The sequence below is a fragment of the Kitasatospora indigofera genome (assembly GCF_014655955.1).
Lineage (GTDB): Bacteria > Actinomycetota > Actinomycetes > Streptomycetales > Streptomycetaceae > Kitasatospora > Kitasatospora indigofera.
This window is the reverse complement of record NZ_BNBO01000053.1, coordinates 1-25848: the sequence shown is the minus strand read 5'-3', so window position 1 is coordinate 25848 and position 25848 is coordinate 1. Positions and strand designations below refer to the sequence as shown.

The window sequence follows — 25848 nt, the reverse complement described above, 5'->3', positions numbered from 1 at the left end:
CGCGGATCAGTGTCGGTGGCGTGCGCTTGGATGGTCCGCATGACCGTTCATGATGTTGCCGAGGCGCTTCCTGATATCCCGACGTTGCGGGACCGGTGTCGGTCGATGGCCATGCTGGAGAGCGTGCTGAACCCGGACGGTGAGCGCTACTACTCATTCAGTTCGGCCTGGTCAGCGACGGAGGAGAACGCCTCCATGCGCAACGGCTCGGGGGACGAGTTCGACGTCGTCTTCTCTCCGGCGGGCGCGTTTGTCCGAGGCTTCGACCATGAGTCAGCGATGAGCCCGTATGTCGACGACGAGCCCTGGCCAGGCGTGGTGGACTCGGTCCCCGAGGTGTTCCGTAGTTACGTCGAAGAGCCGGCCTTCACAGACGACGGAATGCCCAGGGTGACGGCCTGCCTCTGGCGTGAGGCGGGGAGCGACCACTGGCAGGCGGGAGAGATCGACTTCCCTGAGGACACCTCCGACCCCGACGGCTCGGGCTGGCTGTTCCACCTGCTGGTCAACCCGTCGCCGGAGGCATTCCAGAGGTTCGCTGAGGACTACTACGAGACCCCGGTCAACATCGATGCCGTGCGACACGTGTATGCCCTCCGCCCGCTGACCCAGAACGTGGTCACGGCTTTGAACAGCAAGGTGTCCCTGGCGGATGTTGCTGATGCAGCGGCAGCGATGGACTATGCCATCGCGGCTGACTCGGCTCCCTGACGGTGGTCGGGCAGCCGAATCACACGGCTGCTGGGGGCAACCCCGGGTCTGGAGTTCGCCGTGCCAAATATTTGGACACCGCCTGCGTGGAGTCGGCCACCCACACCATCAAGGTCCTGGACTGTGGTCGGTACATCGTCTGCGGGGGCCACACCCAAACCGCCCGGATCCCCATCGTTGGCGGCCGGATCCCGCCCGGCATCTCATACCTGCGGTGCCGACCTCCCGCCGGCCTGCCATTCGCTGAGATGCCGGACAGCGTAGCCAGCAGCTGCGCCTGGTCCAGACGGGCGCCGAAGCCGATCCGCTCCCGGTCCGGCTCCTCCAAATGCCCCGCGGAGGAGGCGGTAGGAGCAGCCTCCACGGCAACAGTCGCCGCCCGCCGCCGTGGGGCGGGCGAACACCGGCCGGGGTCGACGGCCCTACCTGGGCTTGGGCGCCGGCTCGGCGGGGCGCCACAGAGGCGATCAGGGGTGTTGTGGCGAACGCCCCGGTACGAGCACAGGGGCGGCCTCAATGGCGCCACCTCACCATTTGTAGGCCTCGGCGGGACTCTGGGCAGCCCCCAGGGCTCCAGTGCCCCGCTGATCAGGAGCCGTGGGCTTGAAGCCGGCTCAGCTGGCGCAGGACCTGGAGGTCTTGGACGAGTGGCTGGTTGTGCTGGACGACGGTAAGCGGGCGATTCGGGCGGTCCTGGAACGCTCCTACCGGCGGCTGCTGGTCCCCACGCCGAGCTGTTCCGGCTGCTCGCCGTGAACCCCGGGGGCCGGACCTGTCCACCGAGACCGCTGTCGCCTTCACCGGCATCGGCAAGCCGCGCGACGTCCGTCTGCGCCTGACCGCGCTCGAAGCGGCGAGCCTCATCCGTCAGGACCCCGAAACGCAGCGTTGGCGCATGCACCATCTCGTGCGCGCCTACGCCGCCACCGAACAGGCCCGCCTGAGCCCCCAGTACAGCACCAGGGCCCAGCTGCGCCTCTTCGAGTACTACGCCCGCACCGCGCGGGCCGCCGCCCATCTCAACCCCACGGCGGGCGGCGACAAGAAGCGCTTCCCCGACCGAGGCGCCGCCATGGCCTGGTTCGACGCGGAGCGCGCCAATCTCGTCGCCGCCGTCCACACCGCACACGCCACCGGCCACCCCGACACCACCATCACCCTGGCGTCCCTCTTGGCGAACTACCTGAATTCACGTCGGCATCTGCAGGACGCCCTGGCCGTCGCCACCCTCGCCCATGACGCCGCCACCTCCCTCGGCGACCGCCACCGCGAAGCAACGGCCTGGAACAACCTCGGCACCGCCCTCGGGGAGTTGCGCCGCTTCGACGACGCCCGCGACACCCACCAACACGCCCTCGACATCTACCAGGACCTCGGCGACCGCCACCGCGAAGCCATGGCCTGGAACAGCCTCGGCACCGCGTGGCGGGGTGCTGAGGCGTACGGGCGGGCGGTAGAAGCCGGTGGGCGGTCCGCCGAGGTGTTCCGGGAATCGGAGGACGCGTACCGCGAGGGTGAGGCGCTCGGTGAGCTCGCCGCCACCCTGCCGGCAGCCGGCCGGACGCCCGGCGAGATCCGGAGCCGACCGATACCGGCAGCGGCACCAGGCGTAGCACCGAGGCGGCGCGGCACCCGCCGGACGCCACCACACATGGGTGCAAGCCGGCGAGGCCGGGCAGGTGGCGGAGTACCTGCTGGACCTGCTCGCCGAGGTCTGCCCCGTGGAGCGGGCCCGGTAGGCGGCAGGGGCGGCCGGGGCGGGCCTGGGCCTGTCAGCGGGCACGGTGAGCAGCGCGGCGGGTCTGCCGGGGATGCCAGCACGGTCGACCCGGCCAAGGGCGGCTCCAAGGAAGGGCAAGGGCTTCAGCATCCGCGGCCAACGCTATGTCGTGACCTCGCGCAGCGGCACCGCCGAAGGGCATCCGTCCTCTCCGCTGATGGTCCAGGCGTGCCCCTTGTGCGCCCCAAACGACCTTGACCATTGGTCTGGACCATATGAGAATGTCACCGTCATCGGGGGAGGATAGCGACGTGGCCAGGAGTCGTTCGGTCAGGACGTGGGCGGCGGCAGTCGTGCTGGCGCTGACCGGTGTCACGGTGAGCGGCTGCACCGGTGGGCATGACAGAGCCATTTCGGGTTCCGGCGCGGTCGCGATCGAGGTCGACCAACCGGAGGCGCTTGCGGATCAGGCGGTCCGGGTGCGGATCACCGGGCTCGCGCCGGGAGCGGAGGTGACCGTCACCACGCAGGCCTCGGACTACCGGGCGAGCAGCTGGCAGGCGCACGCCGCCTTCGTGGCCGACCCGCAGGGCGCCGTCGACCTCGCCACGACTGCCCCGCGCTCCGGCTCCTATCAGGGCGTCGATGGCATGGGCCTGTTCTGGTCGATGGAACCCCCCGCGGACGCCGCCGCAACAGCCTTCGTACCCAAGTTCCCCCAGCTCCAGGGTTACTACCAGGTCCGCCTGGCAGTCGAAACCGGCGGACGACAGCAGGCCGTCCGGGTGCTGGAACGCCACTGGCTGGCCGACGGCGTCACCGCCCGCGAGTTGACCCCCGCGAAGGACGGCATCGCGGGCGAGCTCTTCCTCCCACCGTCCGGGACGGCCCGCCGTCCCGCGGTCCTGGCCTTCGGCGGCTCCGAGGGCGGCACCGGCCAGAACTTCACAGCGGCGCTGCTCGCCTCCCACGGATATCCGACCCTGGCCCTGGGGTACTTCGGGCTGCCCGGGCTGCCGTCCACCCTGCAGGACGTCCCGCTGGAGTACTTCGCCGACGCCGCGCGCCTGTTGGCCGCCCAACCGGAGGTCGACCCCGCACAGCTCCTCGCCCTGGGCTACTCGCGCGGCAGCGAAGCCGCTCTCCTGCTGGCCGAGGACTACCCGACGCTGGTCCACGGTGCCGTGGTCTACGCACCCTCGGCCCAGGTCAACCCCGGATTCCCGAGCGGGCCGACCGCCTGGACCCTTCACGGCAGCCCGGTGCCGACCGGCACGATCCCGCTCGACAAGCTCGACGGTCCGCTGCTGGCGATCGCCGGCGCCGACGACAGGATCTGGCCTTCCGCGAACTGGGCGGGCCAACTGGTGAAGGCACTCGATCTCGCGCAGAACCCCCATCCGCACCAGGCGATCGTCTACCCCGACGCGGGCCACCTCGTCGGCACCTTCCCCTACCTCGCCGCGGACACCACCCTGGGCAGCGCAGCTTCCAAGCGCACCACGAACTTCGGCGGCACCCGTGCCGGGAACGCCGCCGCACAGGCGGCGGGGTGGGCGCAGGTGCTCACGCTCCTCTCAGGACTGCGCAGCAGCTGACGGCACGAAGGCGGCCATGACAGCAGCAGGGTCGGCGGCCAGAAACAGCCCGGACAGGCGGCTCCTGGCGGCCCGCCCCCCTCCGACCTGCGGCGCGACAAGATGCAAGAGGTGTCACGCACTCGGGGGCCGAGATGCAAGAGCTGTCAGGAACTCACCCCCGACCCCCAAGGACAGCACAGGAAACAGCACCACACCCCCGGCGGAAGCGAACCCGGACCGGGGCGCAGCCCGACCCCCCCACCCTGCCCCCCAACGGCCACCACCCTCAGCGCGGGCGGCCTGCGGCCGCGGTGGGGGCGCCGGCGAGCGGCCGGGGGCCGGGGCCTGACGGCCCCGCGGCATGGTGGGCGGCCAGTGGCAGGGCCTGGTGGTACCGCGGCGCGCGGGTGGGCGGGGCCGGGCCTTGTCGCACCGGCGAGGGTGGCAGGTGAGCCCAGGCGGGGGCCTACAGCCCCCTGACGGGGCACAGCGGGCGTGGCCGGTGCCCGGCGGTGCCGGGGTGGTGGGCCGGGAGGGCAGCCTACGGGCCCAGGGACGGCAGCACACCCCCGCGGGCGACACCCCCTCGGTGCCTCCCCGCCCGGGGCGCGCCCGGCACCACCTGCCGGAGCCCGCCCCCGGGGAGAGCGACGGCAGGCAGCACGTCCGCCCCCGGCGGCGGGCCGGCGAGGCGGCGGTGCGCAGGCCAGGGCAGCCGGCCGGCGGGGAGCATCCGGCCAGGCGCAGCGCAGGGCAGGCAGCGGGGCAGGGCAGGCAGCGGGGCAGGCGGACGTGCAGCCCTGCTGCCTGACCCGCAGATCTGACGGGGCATCATGCTCTGTCATGGACCTCACAGGCATAGCGGCCCTGGTGGCTCTCGCGGGCATCCCCGTGAGCGTCCTCGTCGCCCACTGGCAAAAACGCACCGCCCTGCAGCAGACCCACGCCCTCAACCAGGCCGCCCGCGAGAGTGCCGCAGCCGCCCACCAGGCGGCCCTCGCCCAGGCCGAGGCAGGCCACCGCGCCGCCCTCGAACTCCAAGCCGCCCAGACAGCGGCCAGCCACCGCAGCGCGATCGCCCTGGCAGCCGCCAGCCACCAGTCCGCACTCGAAGTCGCAAGAGCCCAAGCCCGAGCAGAACGCGACCGCTGGCTCCTGGACGCCCGCCGAGCCTCCTACGACCGCTTCCGTGAATGCCTCGGCCGGTTCCGCATCGCCCTCTTCCGAGGGATGGACAAAGAAGCACTGGACGGCATCACCTACGACATGCACAGCATCGCTCACGAGGTCAGAGGGATCGGGCCATCCGAAGCCGGAGCGCTGGCCCGCGATATCAACATCCGATGCACGAGCGTCACACGACTCGTAGGCGGCCCGGGTACAACGAGAGAAGAACGCGAAGAAGCCTGGAGTACCTGGATAACCCCTCTTCGGGAACAATTCAGCGAATCCGTTCACAACGTCATGACACGAGAGCCAGTCCTTTTCGATGAATAGCAGTGCGGCAGAACCTCCGCTTCACAGCACAGAAGTACACGTCTGGAAGACGGACGATGCGGCCGGATAACGGCTCAGTACTGGCCTGAGGGCGGGCCGAATGACATCACCGCACGGGAAAACGCCAGCGGCAGACAGCGCCCGCCGCGATTTTGGAGACAGCCGGAACGGCGTTAATTCGGCACAACACAGCCCCGTCAAGCATCGGCCATCCCGGGGACGGCCGGCAGGCCGGCCAGGAATGGCCTGGTGGCGCCCAGGCGCAGCAAGGACCGGCCCCGAGAGCGGCCTCGCGGGGCCGGGGCGCAGCCGGGCACCACCACCCGATCCTCCAGCCCCTCCTGGTCCTCCTGATCCTCCAGCGCGCCCACCAACAGGCGGCCTGCGGCCGTGAAGGGGGTGCCGGCCTGGCGGCCGGACCGGGAGTGGCCGGGGCGGAGGCCTGACGGCCCCGCGGGGAGCTGGCGGCGGGCCCGGATGCCTGCGGCACCGGGGTGGTGACGGCAGGGCCGTGGCGAGGCGACGGTGGCCGTCCCGGTACAGCGACTGTTGGCCCGTCAGGCGTTTGGCGAGTCTCAGGGAAGTTTGACCGGCTGGTACGGCTGCTGGTCATGGCTGAGGTGCAGGAACCGGTTGACGTACCGCCAGGCGATGCTGTGCCTGCTCAGCGCCCATGCCTCGGAGCCGTTCCGGGCTTTCTCCACCCAGTTCCGCAGCTCGGGGAGCGCCTGCTCGCGCAGGATCTGGCGGGCAGCGGCCCGCTCGCTGCCCGGTATGGGAGCGACGGTAATCCAGACACTCGACCACCGGTCGGAAGGAAGGCCGGCGCCGTAGTTCGAGCTGGTCGGTGGCACCCACCTGGCCTTGAGGAGAGTGCCGTCCGTCCAGTGGTGGTCGAAGAAGCTGAGCTGGAGGGCGTGGGAAGGCGTCTCACCGAGCGCGGAGCAGATGTCCGTCGAGGTGAGCGGCCACGACAGGTGCTGCGGCAGGCGGCGGTTACGAGCTGGCACGCGCCCGAGGATGGCAGAAGCCCAGCTGGGCGCGCCTGGGCATTTCCGATCAGCCCACCGGTCAAACTTAGGTGCGACGGGTCAGCGGTGTCCTCTGGCAGGCGACCTTGACCGATTGAGAGGCGAGTTCGACCGCCGGTTCAGGCTCCGGGGCCGAAGGAACGGAGCGCCTGGTCGGTGAACTCCCGTGGTCGGGCGCGTTGGCGTTCTTCTTCGGCGATCCGGGCGGCGAGGACGGTGCTGTCGATGTGCGGTTCGACGGCGGCGTCGGCAGGCGGCGGCCGGGAAATTCGCTTTCGGCCTCCGAAGTGCGGTGATAGACAGCCGTAGTGCAGAAGAATCTTGAACTTCCCGACCTGCTGCGACTGATCGACGAGCGGGCGACGGCCTTCCGGGCCGCGATCGCCGCCGCGCCCAGCCTGGACGTGCAGGTGCCGACCTGTCCCGAGTGGACGCTGTTCGACCTGGCGCGGCACCTGGGCTCGGGCCGCCCGTTCTGGGCCGCCGTCGTCGAGGCCGGTCCGGCCGACGCCCCGCCGGCCGAGGCCGTGGCGGCGCGCGCCGAGGCGCAGGCGCCCCGGGAGCGCGAGGCGTTGGTGGCCTGGCTGGCCGCGTCGACGCAGGAGCTGCTGGACACCCTGCGGGAGGTCGGCCCGGACGCCGAGTGCTGGACGTGGTGGGGCGCCTCGCAGTCGCCGCGGACCAGCGGTGCCGTCGCCCGGCACCAGCTCCAGGAGATCGCGATGCACACCTATGACGCCCAGCTCACCGTGGGCGCCGCGCAGCCGCTGCCGGCGGAGGTGGCGCTGGACGGCGTCGAGGACTTCCTGTTCACCTGCTGCGCGTGGTCGGGCGTCTGGCCGCACGAGCCGGCCGTCGTCGACTACCACGCCGCCGAAGGCCGCTCCTGGCGCTTCACGGTCGAGGCGGACGGCGCCCGCGCCGTCCGCCTCCCGGCTGTCGGCGAGGGCGAGGCCCATGCCCCGGCCGACGCCTCCGCCCGGGGCACGGCCGCCGAGCTGGTCCTGTGGTTCTACGGACGCACACCGCTGGAGTCGGTGAAGATCGACGGCGACCGGGTCATCTTCGAGCGGCTCTTCGCCTGGGACCCGAACGCGTAAGGCGTGGCCGACGGCGCGGTCACCCGTTCGCTGAGACGGTCTCAAACCGTAGGGCGAAGGCCTGGCGCAGGGTGCAGCCGCCGACGGCGTCGTAGCCGGTGACGATCACGGCGGCCCGTTCCACGATGCCCGCCCACCGGAGTCTGCTCACACCGGTACTGCGGCACGCAGGTGGCTCGTCCGGTTCCGATGACCGCCGGCCGGTCCGTGGCTACGCTGCTGGTCATGATGTGGTTCGCGCTGGGCACCTTCATGGCGGGGGGCGTCGGGATGATGGTCGGCAGCAAGTGTGAGCGGGGCTGGGCGAACTGGGTGCGGTGGCAGCGGATCACGGTCTCGGTCTCCGCCGTGGTCGCGCTCGCCGGGCTCGCCCTGATGGACGCGACCAAGGTCTGACGCCCGCGCAGGCGGATGGCGGTGGGCCGGGCGGAGACTGGCGTCCCGCACCGGGTTGGGCCGGCCCGGGATCTCCAGGCCGGGGTGGACGACGACCAGGTGCCCGTCGGCCCACCCGGTGCGGGGCGCGGCGTCGGCGAGGTGGGATTCGAGGATCATGTTGTGGACCTGGCGGGCGGGGATGTGGCCGCCGCCGCGGCAGGCCGTGGCGGCGAGGACGCTGCCCGGCCGCTCATGACTCTCAGGAGACCCCGTGATCACCGCACGCCATTGGATCGACGCCCTCGGTCTCGAAGCCCACGTGGAGGGCGGGTACTTCCGCCGGACCTACCAGGCCGACCACCGGCCCCGGACTCGCACGCCAGGAGGCGACCGGTACGCCGTCACCTCCATCCACTACCTGCTCACCCACTGGTCGCCGGTGGGGCACTGGCACCTGAACCGGTCCGACATCCTGCACTTCCACCATCACGGCGAACCGATCACCTACCACCTGCTCCACCCGGACGGCCGCCACAGCACCGCAGTCCTCGGCCAGGACCCCGACGCAGGGCAGCTCCTCACCGTCGCCGTGCCGGGAGGCACCTGGAAGGCGTCCCACCTCACCGCGGGAGACCACGCCCTGATCAGTGAAGCCGTCGTCCCCGGGTTCGACTACGCCGACCTGACCCTCGGCCGGCCCCACGAACTCGTGGCACGCTTCCCCGAGCATGCCGCACTCATTCACCGCTACTGCCGCCCGGACCGACCGGACCAGCCCCTCCCCAGGTGACAAGCCGGGCCGCCGGGCGGCTTCCACCGCCACGCGTGTAGGGGGTTGCAGCGCCATGCCGACGGCCGGGCCGCTGCGGGGCGCATTGCCGGCACGGGTCTTCGCGTCCGATGCACCGGCCGGAGACCTCGGCCGGTTCGCGGGCCTCCCCCGGCCCGGACGGCGCACGGCCCGCTGAGGGCGGCACAAAACCCCCGAAATCCCGATCGCCTCCACACACCAGGCCATCGAGATCTACCTGGACACCACCTACCGGGAGTCCCACCGGGAGCACCGCCCTGTCGGCGGAGGCCGCCCTCATAGACACCTTGACGGCCCCTCAGCGTCGAGCGGGCCCCGGCGTCACGGGCCGACGCGATCCTGATGAAAGGCCATGGGGCTGGTCAGCGCGCGTCGGAGACGAGTGCTGCCACCCGCTCCTGCTGGGACAGTTGCCCCTTCCTGGTCCACGGGAGGCGTGCGGGCGCCAGATCGCGGAGTGCGGAGGTCAGCCAGGCGTCATCGCCGAGCAGATCGGCGCGGCCCAGCCGGACGGTCTCCTCCAGCAGCTGGCGCACGATCAGGATCTCCACCGCCGGGTACCGCTGGCGGTGGTGGAAGAAGCGGGGCTTCCACATGTCGTACGGGTTCCTGACCATGGCGTTCAGGCAGGAGCCGTGAACGGTGATGTCGTCGTACTTGGACAGCAGGCCGCCCGCCGGCGTGCTCAGGAAGCGGCCGCTGCTGACCCCGATTCCCAGGCTCATCAAACGCGGCCATGGCACCAGGACGGGATCCCGACCGGCTACTCGGTGCTCCAACCCCTCGGGGAGGAGCGCGATATGGGCCGTGCGCTCGTGGTCGCCGATGAGCCACTGGCCGCCGATCCGCACCAGTGGGCCGAGGCCGGCAGTCGGCAGGGCGGAGGGGTCGGGGGTCGGGTGCTCGCTGGTGGTCACAGCTCTCCTCGGGACAGGCGGCAGCTATTCGCCGACCAGTCTTCCCGGCACACCTGATGTGAGCGTACCCGCCGCCGGGGCCACCGTGCGGCAGAATGTTCGAATCGGCCGCGCCGGGCCGTTTCCTGTGGGGACGTCGGCCACTGCGGCCGTGCCCTGCAGGCCGAGGCCCGGACGGGCGGGGGCGCGCGTGGCGGCGGATGTCCCGCGGCTGGCCCTGGTCCACCCGCGGGCCGTGCACGGGGAGCGCCGGCCCCGGAGCGACGTGCACCGCGTCACCCGACGTCGCGGGACCGGACGAGCCGGACGAGCGTACAAGGAGGCAGACCGGCCGCGGGGGGCGAGCCGCAGGACGGGACGGCCGCCCGGGCGGGCCGACGGGCCGGTGAGCGCGGCCTGGCGAAGTACGCGAGCCGGCACACACGCCGGCCGGCTCTCCGTGAGAACTCGTCACCGCCTCACGATGACGGTCCCGGGATGCCGGCGGCCGGGCGAGGAAGAAGCTGAGGACCGGGGATCGACGGAACGACGGACGGCGAGCCCGGGCGCCCGTACCCTGGACCGCAGGCCGGCAGCCGCCGACGGAGGGCCGGGCCGGCGATCCTCAAGCACGACCGCCCTTGGCCGAGCGCTACCCGGGGACGAACTCCGAGGCACCGAAGCAGACCGTCCGGGCTTCATCGGCCGGACGAGCGCCTGCCCCGGCCTTCGGCCGGTATGCCCGGCCCCCACCGATTTCGCCCCGTCCGACGGCACCCGGCATCCAGCGGCGCCCATCCGGGCGCACGAAGACGGCCCTCGGAGACTCGGCCGTCGCACGCACGGCATCCGGTACTTCCATGGCTGCTACTCGGTCGGCGATCTGTGGGGCGTCGACCGCCGCATGACGGGCGCCATGAGCACGCGGCGGTCCGTTCTCAGGCCGATCCGCGCGGCCCGCCCGCACGGTGCCCCGATCTCCGTCATCCTGGACAACCTGTCCGCGCACAAGGGCGAGGCCATCCGACGCTGGGCGGGGAAGAACCGGTCGAGCTGTCCTTCACCCCGACCTACGCGTCACGGGCCGACCCGATCGAAGGCCGCTTCGGGCCGCCGCGACAGTTCACGATCGCGAACTCGAACCACCGCAACCACGCTGCCCGGACCCGGGCCCTGTATGCCTACCTGCCGTGGCGCCGGCGCAGACGGGGCGGGTGCGGGCCGCGTAGGAGCAGGCGGCCACAACGAGACCGCTGCCCAGACCGGCGAATGCCAGACCGCCGAACTCGACCATCCAAGTGATCCCCGAGCCGGCGGTGAACGGCGGGGACGGCTCGATCGTGGGCAGCACGCCGACAGCCATGAGTGGGGCCATGACGATGAGGACGGCCCCGTACATCGTCAGAGGGATGCCCGTCAGCCAGGCCGGGATCAAGGGCAGCAGGCGCGGGACCCGTCGTCCGGAGAGGAACAGCGTCCAGCGGGGGAACACCTGCCCCCACGGGTACAGCAACCCCAGCAGCAGGAAGACCCCGACCATCGCCGCCAGGACGGTCACGTCGATCCCCGCCGCCGCGGCCGCCCTCGACGGCCCCGACGCGCCGACGCTCGTCGCCCTCTGCCAGTCGTCGCCCGCGACGCCGAGCGCGTCTCCGCCCAGCGTCCAGACGGTCTTGGCTCCCGCCCACGGCAGAAGTCCGCCCATGAGCAGGTACACCGCGACGCGGGTCCGCCTCGGGGCTCGGGAGGCGGCCGGGTGGGCCAGCGGTCCGTCGGCTGCGCCGCTGTGCGGCCGCCCGCATCGCGGGCAGTCTCCGCGCAGCCGCCGGCGGTACGACAAACCGGCGAGGAGCAGGAGGGCGGCACCGGCCGTGTTCAGCAGCACCTGGGCCAGCCCGGTGGCGCTCTCGACCCCCGAGAGCGCCACCATTGTCACGAAATAGATCGGCAGCCCGTTCATTCCCACGACGAACACCGGGAGCGCCACGATCAGCGCCGTTGCCACCGCAACCCGGCCGGGCCCGGCAAGAGTCCGGGTGCCTGCCAGGCAGGCGCCGCCGGCCAGGAGTGCGAGGGCCGCCAGGAAGAGCTGGACCTCCGGCGCGTAGGCGGAGTGCTCCTTCCATTGCACGGTGGTGCCCGTCACCGCCCAGGTGACCTCGACCGCGGCGTACAACACGCCCCACACTGCAGCGACCACGGGCGCCCACACAGGCCAGCGCCGCCTCCACAACACCCGCCCCGGGCTTGCGATCGGCGGCTCAGGGACGCCACCTGCCTCCGAGTTCGCAGGAACAACCACCGTGACCCCCGTATATCCGGATTGCCGACGCTCCACGATTCCGCGCCACCGACCCTGATCACATCCATCCCACGGGCCATCCGGCTTCCCCCGCGCGGGGGAGGCCGAATCGTGAGTGCCAGCCGGCCGGAGGATGTCGAGCGGGTACGGGCTCCCCGACAGCCCGAGCAGAGCGGGGCTCCTGGCGAAAATACTGCCGGTATCCGGAACTTCAGGTCGAAGGAATCCCCGTCGATGCGCCACAACGGATCGGCCGGCTTCCCCTCCATTTCCGATTTCCCGATGTTATGGACTCAGGATGCGCGAACTCATTCATGACGCCGTCCAACCGGACACCACCACCTCGGTCCTCAGCAGGGGCAGGGCTGCCGGAACGTCGGCCATGGCGACGTCCCGGCAGCGCGGGAGGCCCGGGCGCAGCCACAGTCGAGGAGCCGGGACGCGGGGGCCGGGGCCGGCCGCTGACAGGCGGGGCGCAGCCCGGCCGCCCGAGGGGGCACCGCGGACCCCAGGTCTCGTAGTAGTCGCCGATCCGGTCCGCCCAGCGGGAGTCGACGAGCATCGCCCTCGTGAGGAGCACGTCATCGGCCCTCTGGGTGCTGCTGAACAGCCCGAGTTCCTCCGAGGCGAGGTCCCCCAGGTGGTTGTGCTCCAGGTAGACGTCGCGGGTGTCGGCGTACGCGGTGAGGTCGGCCACCAGCTCGGACGGCACGCGGCCCACCAGCGGCAGGTCGTCCAGAAGGACCTGGGGGCCGCGCCGCGCGTCGAACGCCGCGCCCACCAGGCGCCCGGTGCCGAAGTACGCGGTGACGGCCGCCAAGGTCGGCACGTGCGGGAGATTGAACTCGCGGCTCACCACGGACCCGTTGTGCGGTCGGACCCTCCCCCACGGGTCGGGTACGAGCTCGCCGTCGAGCGCCTGCTCCGCCTCCTCGGCCGTCATCCCGAACCACAGCGGGCCCACCCGGTGGAGCGGCTCCAACGTCCACCGAATCCGCTCGTCCGCCGCGACAACATCCCAGCTCATATGTCCGGCACCCCTTCTCGCTGCCGGCCCGGGGCCCAAACCGGCCGGCCCTTCCAGCCTGGGGACCGTACGGCAGAGCAGTGACAGCCCGTACCAGCAGACGCTCAACCGCGCTGGTCAAGATCTCTTGCCGATTAGTCAAGGTCGCGTGCCAGGGGACAGCGGCCCTGTCCCGTCTCACCGAACTTTGACGAGTCTCACCGCAGTCTGACCGACTTGGCGTCTTCCGCTCAGGCCCCCGCTTGGCGTTCCGGTTCCTCGCCCGGCGGGATGAAGGTGTCGGCGCTTTCCGCGTCCGCCCCCAGGACTGGGCACGGCCCGCCTGCCGCTTGCTCCAGCTGTCCGGCCGCGGCCGCCGGACGACCGGCCCGGTGGGGGCAGATGCAGCGCGACCTGACGGGTGCGCTCCAGCCGGCCCGCAAACCTGGCGCAGGTGGTCGTCGGCATCGTGGCGGCCGTCACCACATGGTGGCGGCCGCCAGCGGTTTCCGAAGATGCGGTCAGCCCGCCGGTCCTCGGATCCGCCGGGGACGCCGTCGCGGCGACGAACGGGAAATCAGCTCGCGTGCCCGCTCAGTCGACGCAAGGCACCTCGTTCACAGCCGGTGCTGCACTCGTCCCCTCACCGGCCAGAATCTCCTTCGCCTTGCCCGGCTCCGCCGTCAGCACCGCCCCCTCGGACTGCACGGGCAGCTCCGAGGTCGCCGCTCGCCCCTGTGCGAAGGCGGGCACCTGGCGGACGAAGTCGACCGGGTTCCACCCCTTGTCAACCACCAGGTCCTCCTTCAGCGCGTCGTACAGCGCCCTCAGCTTGCCGGCGTCCGCCATCACCCCGCCGGCACGCAACTTCTGCAACACGCCGGCGAGGAACGCCTGCGCCCGGCGCGTGCGCTGCAGGTCCGACCCGTCACCCACTCCGTGCCGCTGCCGTACGAACGCCAGCGCCTGCGCGGGGCCGAGCTCGGACCGGCCGGCGGGCAGGCTCGCTCCGCTGAGCTCGTCGTCCACCGCGTGGTTCAGACAGACCGGCACTGTGCCAACGGCTTGCGCGGCCCGGTAGAACCCGGTCATCGTGACCTCTGCGAAGTGGTCCACCGGCACACCTGCCAGCTCTTGAACGGACCGGATCAGCGCGGCTCGGCCGGCCTCCCGGCCGCGCCATCGCAGTTCGGCGCCGGAAACCCCCTGCCCCTGAGAGCGTGTCGTCTCCGCAGCCTCGGCCTGCGCATACACCTGCCTGATGGCCACCTTGGCACCGCCGCCGGGCGCGTCGACCAGCACATCCCGGGGAATCGACAGCTGACGCGCCGTCCCGCCTCCGGCCGGGATGTGCACCAGCACCAGGGTGTCCGCGACGTCCACGTCCGCCGCCCCGGCGTGCAGCTCCCCGCGCCGCAGTTCCGCAGGCGCCGGCCGGTTCTGGGCGTCGGTGGTGGCCTCCAGACCGATCAGCAGGATGGTCACCCCACGCTCGAGCGGCGCGGGCGCGCCCGAGGACGCCGCCTCCAGCGCGCCGGAGGCCCGCCCCGGCAGCCCCGACGGAAGGGTCAGCGCGCTCGCCCCCACCGCAACGGCCAAGGTCAACGCGCCGACCAGCATGACCGTCCGCCGCCGGCGCCGGCGCCGCCGTCCGGCCTCCAAACCGCCGTCGACCAGCCGGGCGGCCGCGGCCACCCCGAGACCCTCGGCGGCCCGTCCGAAGGTCGTGCTCAACCGGACCTCGAACTCTTCGTCCCCGCCGCTCACTTCGCCACTCCCGTCACCGAAGACCCCGTCCACCGACCCGTCCCGCCCGCTCACCGTGCCACCAGCTCCGCCAGGTCGGCCCCCAGGAGGGACCGCAGCCGGGCCAGCGCCCGGCTGCACCTGGTCCGCACCGCCGCCGAGCTGTCCTTGACGATCGCCGCCGTCTCCTCCACGCTCCGGTCCTCCCAGTAACGGAGCACCACCACCGCCCGGTCGCGCGGCGGAAGCTGGGCCAGGGCGCCGACCAACGCCAGCCGCAGCGCCGCGTCCTGCTCGGGTGCCGGCACCTCCGGCAGCACCTGGCTGGGCCGCTCGGCACTGCTGCGCCTGCGGTGGTGCGACAGGTAGGCCCGGACCAGCACGGTCCGGGCGTAGCCGGCCGGGTTGTCGATCCGCCCGGCCCAGCTCGGCCGCTGCAGCCGGTGCCACTGCGTGTACATCTGGCCCAGTGTGTCCTGCACCAGGTCCTCGGCCAGGTGCGCGTCGCCCCCGGTGAGGAAGTACGCCGACCGGTAGAGCTGCCCGCTGCGGGCCGTCGCGAACGCGACGAACTCCTCCTCCGAGGCCGCCCGCTGTCGAGCTGTGCCCACTGTGTTCTCCTGTCCCCTCGCGGTATCCGCCCTATGACGACACGAGGGCACCCGAATGTTTCACAGCAAATCTCGACGGGCCGTGACCTTCGGCTGTCCGGTGGTGGGCAGGCGGCCGCCGCCGGTCCTCGGAGCGACGGCGATTCGGCGCCGGTGGGTGACGGCGGTGCCGAACAGGCCTGTGCCGGTCGTGGGCGTCGGTACCTGGACGCCCACGACCGAGCGCGTCGGCTGCGGTCCCACCGGCGGACGCAGGGCCCCGTCGGCCGGGCCGCGCACCAGCACGGACGTCCTTCCTGCGTGCCCGGCCCCAACCGGTCCGGGGGCAGCGGACAGCCCGGGCCGGTTCGGCGAGGTCCTCACGTCCAGGAAGCTGGGCTGTGAACGCAGGAGGGGGGTCCCGAGGTGGTGGCTCTCGTTCAGGGCGAGAAGGTCGTCGTGCCGGCCGGCCCGATACAGCGACCGGATCCCGTCCGGTCGCGTGCCGAGGGCCGCGTACGGTGCGCGCACGGGTCCACGTACGGGGCCGGACACCGCGGTCCACGCGCCGGAGCCGGCCGTCCCTTGGAGGGGCGGCCGGCCCTGGTCCGACCGGAGGTCAGAGGTCCAGCACCTGGTCCGGGAAGATCAGGTCCGGGTCCCCGCCTATGGTCCGGATGTTCTTCGCGTACAGGCTCCGCACGTCCGTGCCGAACTTGACCGCGATCTCGCTCAGGGTGTCGCCGCTCCTGACGGTGTAGGTACCGATGGGGACGCTGTTCCTCGGGGAGTTGACCGGGGCTGACGGGGCCGGCGTCCGCCCCGATCGCGTGGTGTCGGTGGAGCTCCGGTCGGTTGTCGGGACAGGGGCGGGCTTGGGGGGCGCCGCCTTCGGCTGCGTTTTCGGGGCCTGGGCCTTGGGCGCGGCCGGCTGGGCCTGGGGGGCGGTGTCGGCCTGGGCCGGCGTGCCGCCCCTGGCCAGACCGGCCTTCCTGGAGCAGACCGGCCAGGCGCCGGGGCCCTGTGAGGCGAGCACCTTCTCGGCGACAGCGATCTGCTGTGCCCTGCCGGCCTGGTTCGCCTGCGGCGCGTATGCGGTGCCGCCGTACGCCCGCCAGGTGCCTGCGGTGAACTGCAGACCGCCGTAGAAGCCGTTGCCGGTGTTGATCGACCAGTTGCCGCCGCTCTCGCACTGGGCGACGGCGTCCCAGGTCGAGGCGGAGGCGGCCGAGGCCGGTGGGGCCGCGACAAGTCCGGCCACCGGCAGCGCGGCGACGGCAGCGCCGGCCACAACGGCTACGCGGACCCGGTTGCGCTTGGTGGTGGCCTTGGTGGAGGTGGTGGCAGCGGTGGTCTCGTGACCGACGGTCATGAACATCCTCTCGACAAGCCCCAGGCAGGCATGCGGAACCAGGCCCCGGTGGGGCCCAGGTTTCGCTCACCTCACTCGATGGGCGGCCGGGCACGTGTCCGACGTGCCGTGCCGCCCCGGTCTCCCCGCTTGCCGCCGGCCCGTCCTTCGAGCTTGGCCGGTCGACGGGCACGGCCCTCGCTCCGGGGATCGGCCGGCGGGCCGTGCATCGGGGTGAATCCGGGTGGTGCTCGTTGCACCGCCCATGAAGCTACGGGCGGTTGCGGTCGGTAATCAAGTAATTCCCTGACGGTGCAGGTCAGTTGGCATTTACCAGGGGTAAGGATCAAGAAATCGGGCCGGAAATGCCAGCTTTTGATGGGGTTTGCGTGATCGAAAGGACCGCCAATGCGCCCCCGATCACGCCAATGCCCCGGCAAAGCCGCCCGCAGGCTCCGCCCGGAGCGATCAGCATGTGACGGTCCGTCACCATGTCCTGCGGGGTTCCCGCCTCCGCCGACCGTCTTGGTGGCACCAGCCACAGCCGTTGCCCAATACACCCGGAGCAGTTGCACAGCGTAGTATCCCGCCGGCCCGTACCCGGCGCAGCAGGTCGGTCGCCGCGCCTACGGCGAGAGGCGCACGCCCATCAAACACCCCTACGAACGCCGGGAACTGCTGCCACATCAGCGAGGCCATTGCACACCCTGGCCACGAACGCCACCCCGTCGCCGCACCACCCGGGCCGCCCCTTCCCGTCCCCGGCGTGGCGAAGTGCAGTGCCGTCGTCGGGTCGACCACCGTCAGGCCCGTGAACCGCAGGAACGTCCCGCGGCGTCTCGTCCCGAGCCCTCACGGGACCCCGTCCCGATCCTCCGTCAGCCGCATTGCCGGCCGTGCCGGGTACGGCCGTCGGTACCTCCGAGGGAGTCGGCAGCCGCAGCCCCAGCAGTCCGCGCACTGCGACCAGCGCAGGCAAGGGGGCCGAGACCGCCCGCGTTCACGACCCTCACCCGGCGGGCGTCTCCGACGGTCGCGCCCCCGGCACCGTTCTCCTGCGCCGCGTGCAGGATGTCGACGAAGGCGACCGCGCACGCCGCGCTCACCGCCGCGCGCCACCCCCAACGCCCTTCTCCCCCGACGCCCTCCCCCACCGCCAGGACCCCGACCGCGCCTCGCCCAGCAGCGCGGCCACTCCCCGGCCCGCATCACCACCCGCCACAGCTGCCCCACCAGGGCCCCCGCCTCGAACGTCATGCCGGCCACCGTGCCCCGCAAAGGACGACACCACCAAGCTCACCAACCCCGGCGCCCGCCAATACGAACCGCGGCGCCCCTGGCTAGAACGGGGGCTCCACGGTGAACTCGCCTGTCACCGCCCAGGGGTCGTCCTGCTCCCGCTGCTCCGCCGTCTCCCGCTCCCGCCGTTCGGCGGCCGCGCGCGTCTCGGCGATCGTGGGGATGGAGTCGAGGGCCTCGGCCGGGCGGCCGTGCCTGATCAGCATGTCGGGCAACTCGTGGCGGACCAGGTAGTGAGTGGAGGAGCGGAGCAGTGCGAGGGCTTCTTCCGTCCGGCCGTCCCGCTCCAGCAGCCCGGCCAGCGCGGTGTCCCACTCCCCCGGCTCCCGGTCGTTGAGGGCGGTGGCCTCCGCGATGCCCTCCTTGCAGCGGCCCGCCACGCCCAACAGCCAGAGCCGCAGGTGGCGGACCTGGTCCTCGTGCTCCTCGACGTATTCGTCGGTGAGCCCTTCCAGGAGTGCGAGTGCCCGGTCGGGCCGGCCGTCGTCGACGAGCAGGTCCAGCGCCCAGTGGAGGAAGTTCCAGCAGTCGTAGTACTCGTAGGTGGGCCGGCCGGTCTCGACGGCCTCGTCGACCCTCCCCTGGCGGACGAGGAGGCGCATCAGCGCCGCCCGGTCCTTCGGATGGTCATGGGCCTCGATCCCCTCGCGCAGCACGGTCTCCGCCTCGGCCGCCCGCCCCGCGTCCTCCAGCGCCTTCGCGTACACGTCGAGGGCGGAGCGGTGGTCTTCGGCGGCGAGGGCCCCCAACTCCTCGATCAGGCCCTGCCTGGCAAGGAGCTCCGCGTAGTACTCCGGGAGGTTGACGGGATGACGCCGGCCCGTGGCCCTCTCGGCGCGCAGGACCTCGACAGCCTCGTCCGTACGCCCGGCCCGCTCCAGCACCCGGGAGATCAGGAGCAGTACGCTCCAGCGGTCCGTGCGGCCCGTCCAGCAGGATTCACCACACCGCTCGCACGCCGCGCTCTCCACAGGCTCCATGCGCTCCGCTTCCCGCGTGAGCACCTCCAGGACCAGGTCGTCGTGCCCCTGCCCCTCGGTCACCTCGACCAGGCGGGAGCGCAGCCAGTACTCCCCGAGATGGGGCGTGAGCAGGCCGACGGCCTCCCCGGCCCGTCCGGCCTTCGACAACAGCTCGGCGTAGCGGGCGCACACGTGGCCGTCGCCCAGCTCGGCCGCGTCCGGGCGCACCGTCGCGAGCGCCTCGTCACCCTCGCCCCGGTGGATCATGATCTCGGCGGTGACCCACTCGGCGGCCCGCCAGCCGATCTCCGCGAACGGTCCCACCAGCGCGAGCGCCCGGTCGAACTCGCCGGCCGCGCACAACTCCCGGGCCGCCGCCTCCGCGCAGTTCCAGTCCCCGCGCTCCCGCGCCGCCCGGATCAGCAGTTCCAACTGCCCCAGGTCGAGGAGGGTCCGCACCATCCGCGGGTAGACGCCACCATGGTGGCGCGCCTGCCAAGAAAGATCATCGATGTTCACACGCGCACCCTACGAACTGCCACCGACAGTCTCCGCCCGACCGAAGCCGGGATGCCCACAACGCCAACCGCCACCGGTCAGAGTCCACTGAGACCGGTCGAACTTCGATGAGGCGGGTCAGCGGCTGTCCTCTGACAGACAGCCTTGACCGATTGACAAGAGATCTTGACCACCGAGGCAATCTCGTCCCCGCCAACCGCCGGGCGGTGCGCGTCAGGCCCTGTTCGGCAGCACACGCACGTTGTCGAGGTAAAGACTCAACGCGCCGTCAACCGGGCATCGCAGGCCGACCGAGAGGCGGCAGACCTGGCCGTCCGCGGCAAGGGCGTAGGCGACCGCCACCTGGAACACGTCGTGCCCGGCGGGGCATGCGGGGTCAGCCGGCTTGCGGAAGACCCTGCGCAGCCATGGGAGTGGAAGGGCGGAGGCCGCGAGTTCCCAGGTGAAGCCGCCCTCATAGACATCTCCGTCCGCTATACCGAGCGGTAGGCAGCACCCCTCACAGAAGCACTCGTCCGCGGCCACTTCGAACCGGTCCCAGTCGCAGAACCGGCAGACGAGGGGCGTGATCACGATTCGCCCGTGCGGCTCCCGTACAGCAGCCCATCGCAGCAGCGGTTCCAGATGGCCGCCGCCCTCCGCCCCCGCGTCGACCTCCGGTCCGGCACTCCACGCACCTCTGGCTTCCACAGCAGGGATCCTTGCACGCCCCGGGAGGGAACAACCCCGCGGACCCTGCCTCCTCACCACTGGTCAAGATCGGATGGCAGACCGTCCTAGCGAAACGGACATACCCGGCGCGCTGAGAGATCAGTGGGACAGGCCTGGGACCGGTCTGTCCCAACCCGGCAAGGAGCCGGCCGCCCACCCGGCGCAGCGGCCCCGCCAGTTGAAGCATCAGCGATCGCGGTGACCGAGGAGGTGAAGAAGAAGTCGATCTCCGCTCCCTCGACAAAGGGGCTCACATTGGTCGTCACGTGCGCGTACGCGTCCCCGATGTCATAACCCCAGGCGATGTTGAGGACCACCAGCCTCACCCCGCCCTCCAGGACGACCTCGGTCAACAGGCCAACGAGGAGTTCACCGGCTGCGGTCCGGTGACCTCCGGAAGCCCGGGGATGTGGCAAACGGCCGCCAGGCCGTTTCGTCAGTTGGTCAGAGAGGACAACAGGTCAGCGAAGGACAGGGGCGTGTCGGGTTGGAGGCGCGTGGTTTCGCCTCGGAAGGACCGCACCTCCAGCCAGCTCTGCGGCGATGCCGTCGGCAGTACTTCCATGAGCTTCTGGAGGTCGGCCGACCGGTAGACCTTGAATTTCGGTGACGGTCGGTAGTGCGTCAACTGGATGTCGAAGCGCATGTCCACGGCGGGATACGGCGATCGTCCCCAGTCGCTGTAGGGCAGCGCGGCGTGACCGTGGATGCGACCGTCGACCAGCACCTCCGGGTCCTCGTCCCCGATCTCGCAGTTGAACACGGGGAAGGCTGTCGCGACCCTCGCTGCCACTCCCGGATACGCGGCGCAGGCCCGGCCCAGTGACGGCGAGCAGAACAGCGCGTGGTCGAAGGACCCGACCGGGCTCGGCAACGTCACCTTGTGGTGGGACTGGCCGGCGAAGGCGAGGTCACGCCTGGTGCAGAGGAACTCCAGGAACCCAGCGACCACCGTGTCCTGGTGGCTGCCGGCTCGCACTGTGAAACGAACCGCGCTGCGGCCCTGCTCGCGCAGCACGTAGTACTCGAAGAAGCCCATCGGGTGATCGGGCGTGTGTGCGCGGCGATAGACCTGGTCGAAGCCGTCGACCAGCAGGTACTGGGGTGCCGGCGCGTGAGGACCGACCGCCCTGGTGATGACGTCGAGCACCGGTGTTCCGGCCTCGGTTTCTGCCGGGTCGCTGGGCGGGTCCACCTCGGTGAAGCCCTTGCGGAGACGTTCGTTGATCTTGCGTGCTGTGTGGCGTCGCGCCTGTTCCTCGTCGTCGAGGATTGTCGTGCTCCCCTTGCCCGAGGTGCGATCGGAGCCCCAGCGAAGGAAGCAGCGGATCCCCTCCTGGCGGATCTCCCAGAATTCGAGCGTGGCCTCTTGGCGTTCGAACCGCCGCCATGTGGTCATCGGGCCTCCCAAGCCGCCTGCGACAGGCCTGCGCCTGGACCGCACGCGGGTGACCCTACCGCTCGCCTGCGAGCTTGCTTCTCCGGTGGTCAGGACGCCGTGATACGCATCCGTCCGCCCCAGCGGATGCCCTTGTCCCTGCGGATGCGGGCGCGTTCGCGTCGTTGGGCGGCGAGGACATCGAGATGGCGGGCGTCTTGGTTGCGCCAGCACAGGTAGGCGTGCAGGGCGCGGGTCTGGAACGTGTGCGGGTCTGGACCGTGTGGTTGCGGTGGTTCGAGTTGACGATCGTGAACTGCCGCGGCGGCCCGAAGTGGGCCTCGATCGGGTTCGCCCAGGACGCGTACGTGGGCGTGAAGCACAGCTCTACCCCGGTGAGCCGGGTATGCCGTCTTCCTCGCCGTCGTCCTGACGTGCTCGTCGGCGGATCCGGCGGCGCTGACGCTGTTGGTGGAGCGACTTGAAGCGGTCAGCCGGTGTTGGGCCGGGTCGCGGTGACCTGGCGGAGGAACTCGGTGTTGCTCATGGTCTTCTTCAGCCGGTCCTGGAGCAGTTCCATCGCCTGCTGGGTGTCCAGGCCGCTGAGCACGCGGCGCAGTGTCCAGGTTGCGGAGGTGCGGGCGGGGCCGAGGAGGAGTTCCTCGCGGCGGGTGCCGGAGGCCTGGACGTCGACGGCGGGGAAGATGCGCTTGTCCGCGAGCCTGCGGTCCAGGCGCAGCTCCATGTTGCCGGTGCTCTTGAACTCTTCGAAGATCAGGTCGTCCATGCGGGAGCCGGTGTCGACCAGGGCGGTGGCCACGATGGTGAGGGAGCCGCCGTTCTCGATGTTGCGGGCGGCGCCGAAGAACTTCTTCGGCCGGTAGATCGCCGCGGAGTCGAGGCCGCCGGTGAGGGTGCGGCCGGAGGCGGGGGCTGCGGTGTTGTAGGCGCGGGCGAGCCGCGTGATCGAGTCGAGCAGCACGACCACGTCGTGGCCGAGTTCCACCAGGCGTTTGGCGCGCTCGATGGCGAGCTCGGCGATGGTGATGTGGTCGCGGGCGGGCCGGTCGAAGGTCGAGGCGATGACCTCGCCCTTGACCGAGCGTTGCATGTCGGTGACCTCCTCCGGGCGCTCGTCGACGAGGACGACCATCAGGTGGGCCTCGGGGTGGTTGCGGGTGATCGCGTCCGCAACGGCCTGCATGATCATTGTCTTGCCGGTCTTCGGCGGGGCGACGATCAGAGCGCGTTGGCCCTTGCCGATCGGGGCGATCAGGTCGATGACGCGGCCGTTCAGCTGCCCCGGGTCGGTTTCCAGGCTCAGCCGCTGCTGCGGGTGGAGCGGCGTCAGCTTGGTGAACTCGGCCCGGTCGCGGGCCTGGTCGGCGGCTCGGCTGTTGACGGTGTCGACGTGGGCCAGGGCGGGGCGGCGGTCGCCGTGGCCCGGGGCGCGGGTTGCTCCGGTCAGTACGTCGCCGGGACGCAGGCCGAAGGTGCGCACCTGGGCCAAGGACACGTACAGGTCGTCCGGCCCGGCCTGGTAGCCGGAGGTGCGCAGGAAGGCGTGGTCGTTGCGGATGTCCAGGATGCCGGCGGCCGGAACGAGGTCGCTCTTCGCGGTGGATGCGGCCTGGTGCGGGCGGCGGCCGGCTGGCGGCCGCTGTGACGGTACGTCCGGTGAGGTGCGGGGGCCGGCGGCGCCGGCGGGTCGGGGGTTCGTGGCCGGAGGGGCGGTGGCGCCGGCGGGTCGGGGGTTCGTGGCCGGACGGGCGGCGCGTTTGGCGGTGATCGCATCGACGAGCTCGCCCTTGCGAAGCCGCGCGGTGCCTGGGACGCCGAGGGTGGAGGCGAGTTGGTGGAGCTCGGCGCGCAGCAGGCCGTCCAGCGCGGGGTGGCCGGCGGCCGGTTCACGCAGGAGGGTTCGGGATGTGGTTGATGGTTCGGTTGAAGTGCTCATGAGAGGGTCCTCCCCCTGGAGGTGGTGTCGAAGGGCGGCAGCACCAGGTGGGCCGTGCAGCGCGAGGTGCGCCGGAACGCGGTGGTGTCCCGGCAGGGCCGGCTGCGGCATGGTCGGCGCGGTTGCGGCACGCGACCTGGGCCTGCGCATGGTGCGACGCCGAAAGCTGGTGCCGCCGTGATCTGCGGTGCGGTCTCCGCTGGCAGGAAGTGCGTCTGCCGTTTTCTCGACCGCGATCAGTTCGCGGGAGGGAGTGGAGTGCTCCGTTGCCGACCATGGTAGCAGGGCCCGTCGATCGCGCCCATGGGATTCGGCGGGAGCGGGCCGCGGAGACGACGAGCGCGGCGCTCGACGGGGCCGGTGCGAGCGCCGCGCCGCGCCGCGCCGTACAGGGAGGCGGGGCCGATGCTCGCTGCCCCGAACCGGGCGCGGGCCTGGTCGGCGACGGCTTCGATGCGGCGCGGCCGGTCATCGAGCGGGTTGGGGCTGATCTGGTGGGACGCCTGGGGCGCGCTGCGGATGCCGTCCGCTTCGGGGGTGAGTGCAGCGAGTTCGCCAACGCCCTGAGTCGTCGGCCCCCCGGTGGGCCGTGCGCAACCCGCCTTCCGCCGCGGCGCCGTCCCGGGGCGGTCAGATGGTCCCGCGCAGCTTGGCCAGTGCTTCGTTGAGCAGGATCTCGCCGTCCTCCTGGCTCCGGCGTTGCCGGACGTAGCCCAGGTGCGTCCTGTAGGGGGCGTTGCCCGCGGCGACGGGGGCCTGGTCGGGGTCGGGGCCGGCGGGCAGGCCGCACTTGGGACAGTCCCAGGTCTCCGGTACCACGGCCTCGACCGCGAAGCTGGGCTGGGTGTGGTGGCCGTTGCCGCACCAGAACGACACCGCTCTGCGAGGGGCGAAGTCGCCACGCTCGGACTCCCCCATCGGCCCTGCACCGATGCGGGAACCCCTGATACCACTACGTCCCTGCGCCACGATCGCTCTCCTCGGCCATGATGTCCACGCCTCGGATGTGCATGGGGAGGCCCAGCGTACGGCCACGCGTACGAGGTGTTGCCCTCGGGACGAGCCCGGGCCCGTGCGACCGCTTCGTCGGCCCCTGCGCCGGCGGCGATGAGCGGCAGCCGCAGCCGGCGCGGGTCCTATTCCTCCTGGCCGCCGCGGGCGGTGGCCGGGGCGTCGAGGTGGGCCAGGTCGTCCTGGGGGCGGCCTTGAAGGACTCGGCGTCCGGTCAGCGCCACGGGTAGGAGATGCTGGTCATCGCCGGAAGGACCCGTCAGTGCGTCCCCGCCGGGGCAAGGCCGAGGACGCCGCCGCCATCGCCTTCCTCACCAGTCCCGCCGGATCCTTCATCGGCGCCCAGTCGTTGCACATCAACGGCGGCAGGATGCCCCACTGACCGCGACCGACCACCACCAGGGAGAGCACCCATGAAGGAACGCGTCCGCGCCGTCCTGTTCACCGACGCAGGCACCATGCTGGTGATCACCCGCATCCGGCCCGGCATCCCCCCGTACCAGGTCCTCGTCGGCGGCGGGGTCGAGGACGACGACGCCGACCTGGAGGCCGCCCTGCTGCGCGAGATCCGCGAGGAGATCGCCGGCGAGGCCACCGACCTGCGCCCGTTCCGGCAGCTGACGACCGACAAGGGCGAGGTCGAGCACTTCTACACCGCCCGGATCGCCACCTGGAACTTCGACAACCGCACCGGCCCCGAGTTCCAGCGTGACGACCAGGGCGAGTACCTGCTCGAGGAAGTCCCGCTCACCACCGAGGCCGTCGACGCGCTGAACCTGATGCCGCCCCAGATCAAAGACGCGCTGCTCGACGCGATCGACAGCGGCGACCTCATCCCCGTCGTACAGCCCTGAAGCTCTTGCTCCGGAAGTTCAGATGATCTGGTTCTGCGTGTAGGGCCGTGACCTGCGCGACCACATCACCTGAGGCGCCCCGGCGCGGCCGAGAAGCAATCTGGTCGACGCAGGTCACGGTGGGTCCGACCGCTCCTGCGTGATCGTCACGGCCGCAGTTGCCGCGCCTGCGGGTCGAAGCAGTTGAGGCCCGTCGACGAAGCGACTTCCGCCGCGTAGGCGGATGCCTCCACCGCCATGCCCCAGCGCATGGGGAAGTAGATCAGCGGCCCACGGGCCTCACGGATCAGCGGACCGGTCGACCAAGGCGAGGTGTCGTACTCGTCCTCGGGCCACCGTTCCAGGAGGGCGGAGACGAAGGCCGCTATTCGCTCCACCGGAGGAACCGCAGGCTCCGCACGCGTCGCCGGGCCGGGCCCCGATTCCGGGGCCCGGCCC

Annotated in this window: 21 protein-coding genes and 3 pseudogenes; 8 read left to right on the top strand and 16 right to left on the bottom strand. The window is 71.6% G+C overall.

The features are described 5' to 3' along the window. Positions 1–39 precede the first annotated feature (39 nt). The 4 genes from IE329_RS31555 to IE329_RS31540 all read left to right on the top strand — a co-directional run bounded on the left by IE329_RS31555 (position 40) and on the right by IE329_RS31540 (position 5508). Positions 40–711 carry a hypothetical protein gene (locus IE329_RS31555; RefSeq protein WP_190214441.1) on the top strand — a complete coding sequence of 224 codons (672 nt, stop codon included), beginning with the start codon at positions 40–42 and terminating at the stop codon, positions 709–711. An 895-nt stretch (positions 712–1606) separates the two neighbouring features. Next, on the top strand, positions 1607–2689 hold the full coding sequence (locus IE329_RS31550; RefSeq protein ID WP_190214440.1) for a tetratricopeptide repeat protein: 1083 nt from the start codon (positions 1607–1609) through the stop codon (positions 2687–2689). Between the two features lie 17 nt (positions 2690–2706). Next, positions 2707–4029: an acyl-CoA thioesterase/BAAT N-terminal domain-containing protein gene (locus IE329_RS31545; protein WP_373311354.1), complete on the top strand. Its 1323-nt coding sequence runs from the start codon at positions 2707–2709 to the stop codon at positions 4027–4029. A gap of 825 nt (positions 4030–4854) precedes the next feature. Beyond that, positions 4855–5508 carry a hypothetical protein gene (locus tag IE329_RS31540; protein ID WP_190214438.1) on the top strand — a complete coding sequence of 218 codons (654 nt, stop codon included), beginning with the start codon at positions 4855–4857 and terminating at the stop codon, positions 5506–5508. A 575-nt stretch (positions 5509–6083) separates the two neighbouring features. Here the strand turns inward: IE329_RS31540 and IE329_RS31535 are convergent. After that, complete coding sequence (locus tag IE329_RS31535) at positions 6084–6518, bottom strand: hypothetical protein (protein WP_190214437.1); 435 nt, start codon at positions 6516–6518, stop codon at positions 6084–6086. A 329-nt stretch (positions 6519–6847) separates the two neighbouring features. Between IE329_RS31535 and IE329_RS31530 the strand changes: the two genes are divergently transcribed. Beyond that, the gene (locus IE329_RS31530; RefSeq protein WP_190214436.1) at positions 6848–7639 is read left to right on the top strand and encodes a maleylpyruvate isomerase family mycothiol-dependent enzyme; all 792 of its coding nucleotides are present in this window, start codon (positions 6848–6850) and stop codon (positions 7637–7639) included. 19 nt (positions 7640–7658) lie between these two features. Here IE329_RS31530 and IE329_RS41680 read toward each other — a convergent pair whose 3' ends face one another. Continuing rightward, positions 7659–7790: a hypothetical protein gene (locus IE329_RS41680; protein ID WP_268257355.1), complete on the bottom strand. Its 132-nt coding sequence runs from the start codon at positions 7788–7790 to the stop codon at positions 7659–7661. A 74-nt stretch (positions 7791–7864) separates the two neighbouring features. On the opposite strand from IE329_RS41680, the gene IE329_RS31525 reads away from it, so the two are divergent. Together IE329_RS31525 and IE329_RS31520 are read left to right on the top strand one after the other, a co-directional pair. Then, positions 7865–8035 (top strand): hypothetical protein, encoded by a 171-nt coding sequence (locus IE329_RS31525; RefSeq protein ID WP_190214435.1) that lies wholly within the window; start codon positions 7865–7867, stop codon positions 8033–8035. A 253-nt stretch (positions 8036–8288) separates the two neighbouring features. Beyond that, positions 8289–8807 (top strand): cupin domain-containing protein, encoded by a 519-nt coding sequence (locus IE329_RS31520; protein WP_190214434.1) that lies wholly within the window; start codon positions 8289–8291, stop codon positions 8805–8807. Positions 8808–9190: 383 nt separating this feature from the next. Here IE329_RS31520 and IE329_RS31515 read toward each other — a convergent pair whose 3' ends face one another. The 13 genes and pseudogenes from IE329_RS31515 to IE329_RS31460 all read right to left on the bottom strand — a co-directional run bounded on the left by IE329_RS31515 (position 9191) and on the right by IE329_RS31460 (position 24514). Continuing rightward, complete coding sequence (locus tag IE329_RS31515; RefSeq protein WP_190214433.1) at positions 9191–9553, bottom strand: hypothetical protein; 363 nt, start codon at positions 9551–9553, stop codon at positions 9191–9193. 1294 nt (positions 9554–10847) lie between these two features. Further along, positions 10848–11903 carry a hypothetical protein gene (locus IE329_RS31510; RefSeq protein WP_190214432.1) on the bottom strand — a complete coding sequence of 352 codons (1056 nt, stop codon included), beginning with the start codon at positions 11901–11903 and terminating at the stop codon, positions 10848–10850. A gap of 334 nt (positions 11904–12237) precedes the next feature. Then, positions 12238–13053 carry a hypothetical protein gene (locus tag IE329_RS31505; RefSeq protein WP_190214431.1) on the bottom strand — a complete coding sequence of 272 codons (816 nt, stop codon included), beginning with the start codon at positions 13051–13053 and terminating at the stop codon, positions 12238–12240. Between the two features lie 573 nt (positions 13054–13626). Then, the gene (locus IE329_RS31500) at positions 13627–14832 is read right to left on the bottom strand and encodes an LCP family protein (protein WP_190214430.1); all 1206 of its coding nucleotides are present in this window, start codon (positions 14830–14832) and stop codon (positions 13627–13629) included. Between the two features lie 17 nt (positions 14833–14849). Beyond that, positions 14850–15389 carry a SigE family RNA polymerase sigma factor gene (locus IE329_RS31495; protein WP_190214429.1) on the bottom strand — a complete coding sequence of 180 codons (540 nt, stop codon included), beginning with the start codon at positions 15387–15389 and terminating at the stop codon, positions 14850–14852. Between the two features lie 598 nt (positions 15390–15987). After that, entirely contained in the window at positions 15988–16740 is a 753-nt protein-coding gene (locus tag IE329_RS31490) for a LysM peptidoglycan-binding domain-containing protein (RefSeq protein WP_190214428.1), read from the bottom strand. A gap of 1319 nt (positions 16741–18059) precedes the next feature. Next, positions 18060–19499 (bottom strand): tetratricopeptide repeat protein, encoded by a 1440-nt coding sequence (locus IE329_RS31485; RefSeq protein WP_190214427.1) that lies wholly within the window; start codon positions 19497–19499, stop codon positions 18060–18062. A gap of 213 nt (positions 19500–19712) precedes the next feature. Next, positions 19713–20189 carry a hypothetical protein gene (locus tag IE329_RS31480; RefSeq protein WP_190214426.1) on the bottom strand — a complete coding sequence of 159 codons (477 nt, stop codon included), beginning with the start codon at positions 20187–20189 and terminating at the stop codon, positions 19713–19715. Positions 20190–20646: 457 nt separating this feature from the next. Next, a complete protein-coding gene (locus IE329_RS31475) occupies positions 20647–21609 on the bottom strand; it encodes a WGR domain-containing protein (RefSeq protein WP_190214425.1) in 963 nt (320 codons plus the stop codon). 89 nt (positions 21610–21698) lie between these two features. After that, positions 21699–21982: pseudogene (locus tag IE329_RS31470) on the bottom strand (IS630 family transposase); the annotation flags it as partial. 96 nt (positions 21983–22078) lie between these two features. After that, a pseudogene (rho, locus tag IE329_RS31465) lies at positions 22079–23398 on the bottom strand (transcription termination factor Rho); the annotation flags it as partial. Positions 23399–23401: 3 nt separating this feature from the next. After that, a pseudogene (locus IE329_RS42100) lies at positions 23402–23545 on the bottom strand (hypothetical protein); the annotation flags it as partial. A gap of 630 nt (positions 23546–24175) precedes the next feature. Continuing rightward, positions 24176–24514, bottom strand: coding sequence for an RNA polymerase-binding protein RbpA (locus IE329_RS31460; RefSeq protein ID WP_190214423.1), 339 nt, complete (start codon positions 24512–24514; stop codon positions 24176–24178). A 455-nt stretch (positions 24515–24969) separates the two neighbouring features. Here IE329_RS31460 and IE329_RS31455 point away from each other — a divergent pair, with 455 nt between their 5' ends. After that, positions 24970–25410 carry an NUDIX domain-containing protein gene (locus IE329_RS31455; RefSeq protein ID WP_190214422.1) on the top strand — a complete coding sequence of 147 codons (441 nt, stop codon included), beginning with the start codon at positions 24970–24972 and terminating at the stop codon, positions 25408–25410. 146 nt (positions 25411–25556) lie between these two features. Here the strand turns inward: IE329_RS31455 and IE329_RS31450 are convergent, their stop codons facing one another. Then, positions 25557–25787 (bottom strand): hypothetical protein, encoded by a 231-nt coding sequence (locus tag IE329_RS31450; RefSeq protein ID WP_229927919.1) that lies wholly within the window; start codon positions 25785–25787, stop codon positions 25557–25559. Between the last annotated feature and the right edge of the window lie 61 nt (positions 25788–25848).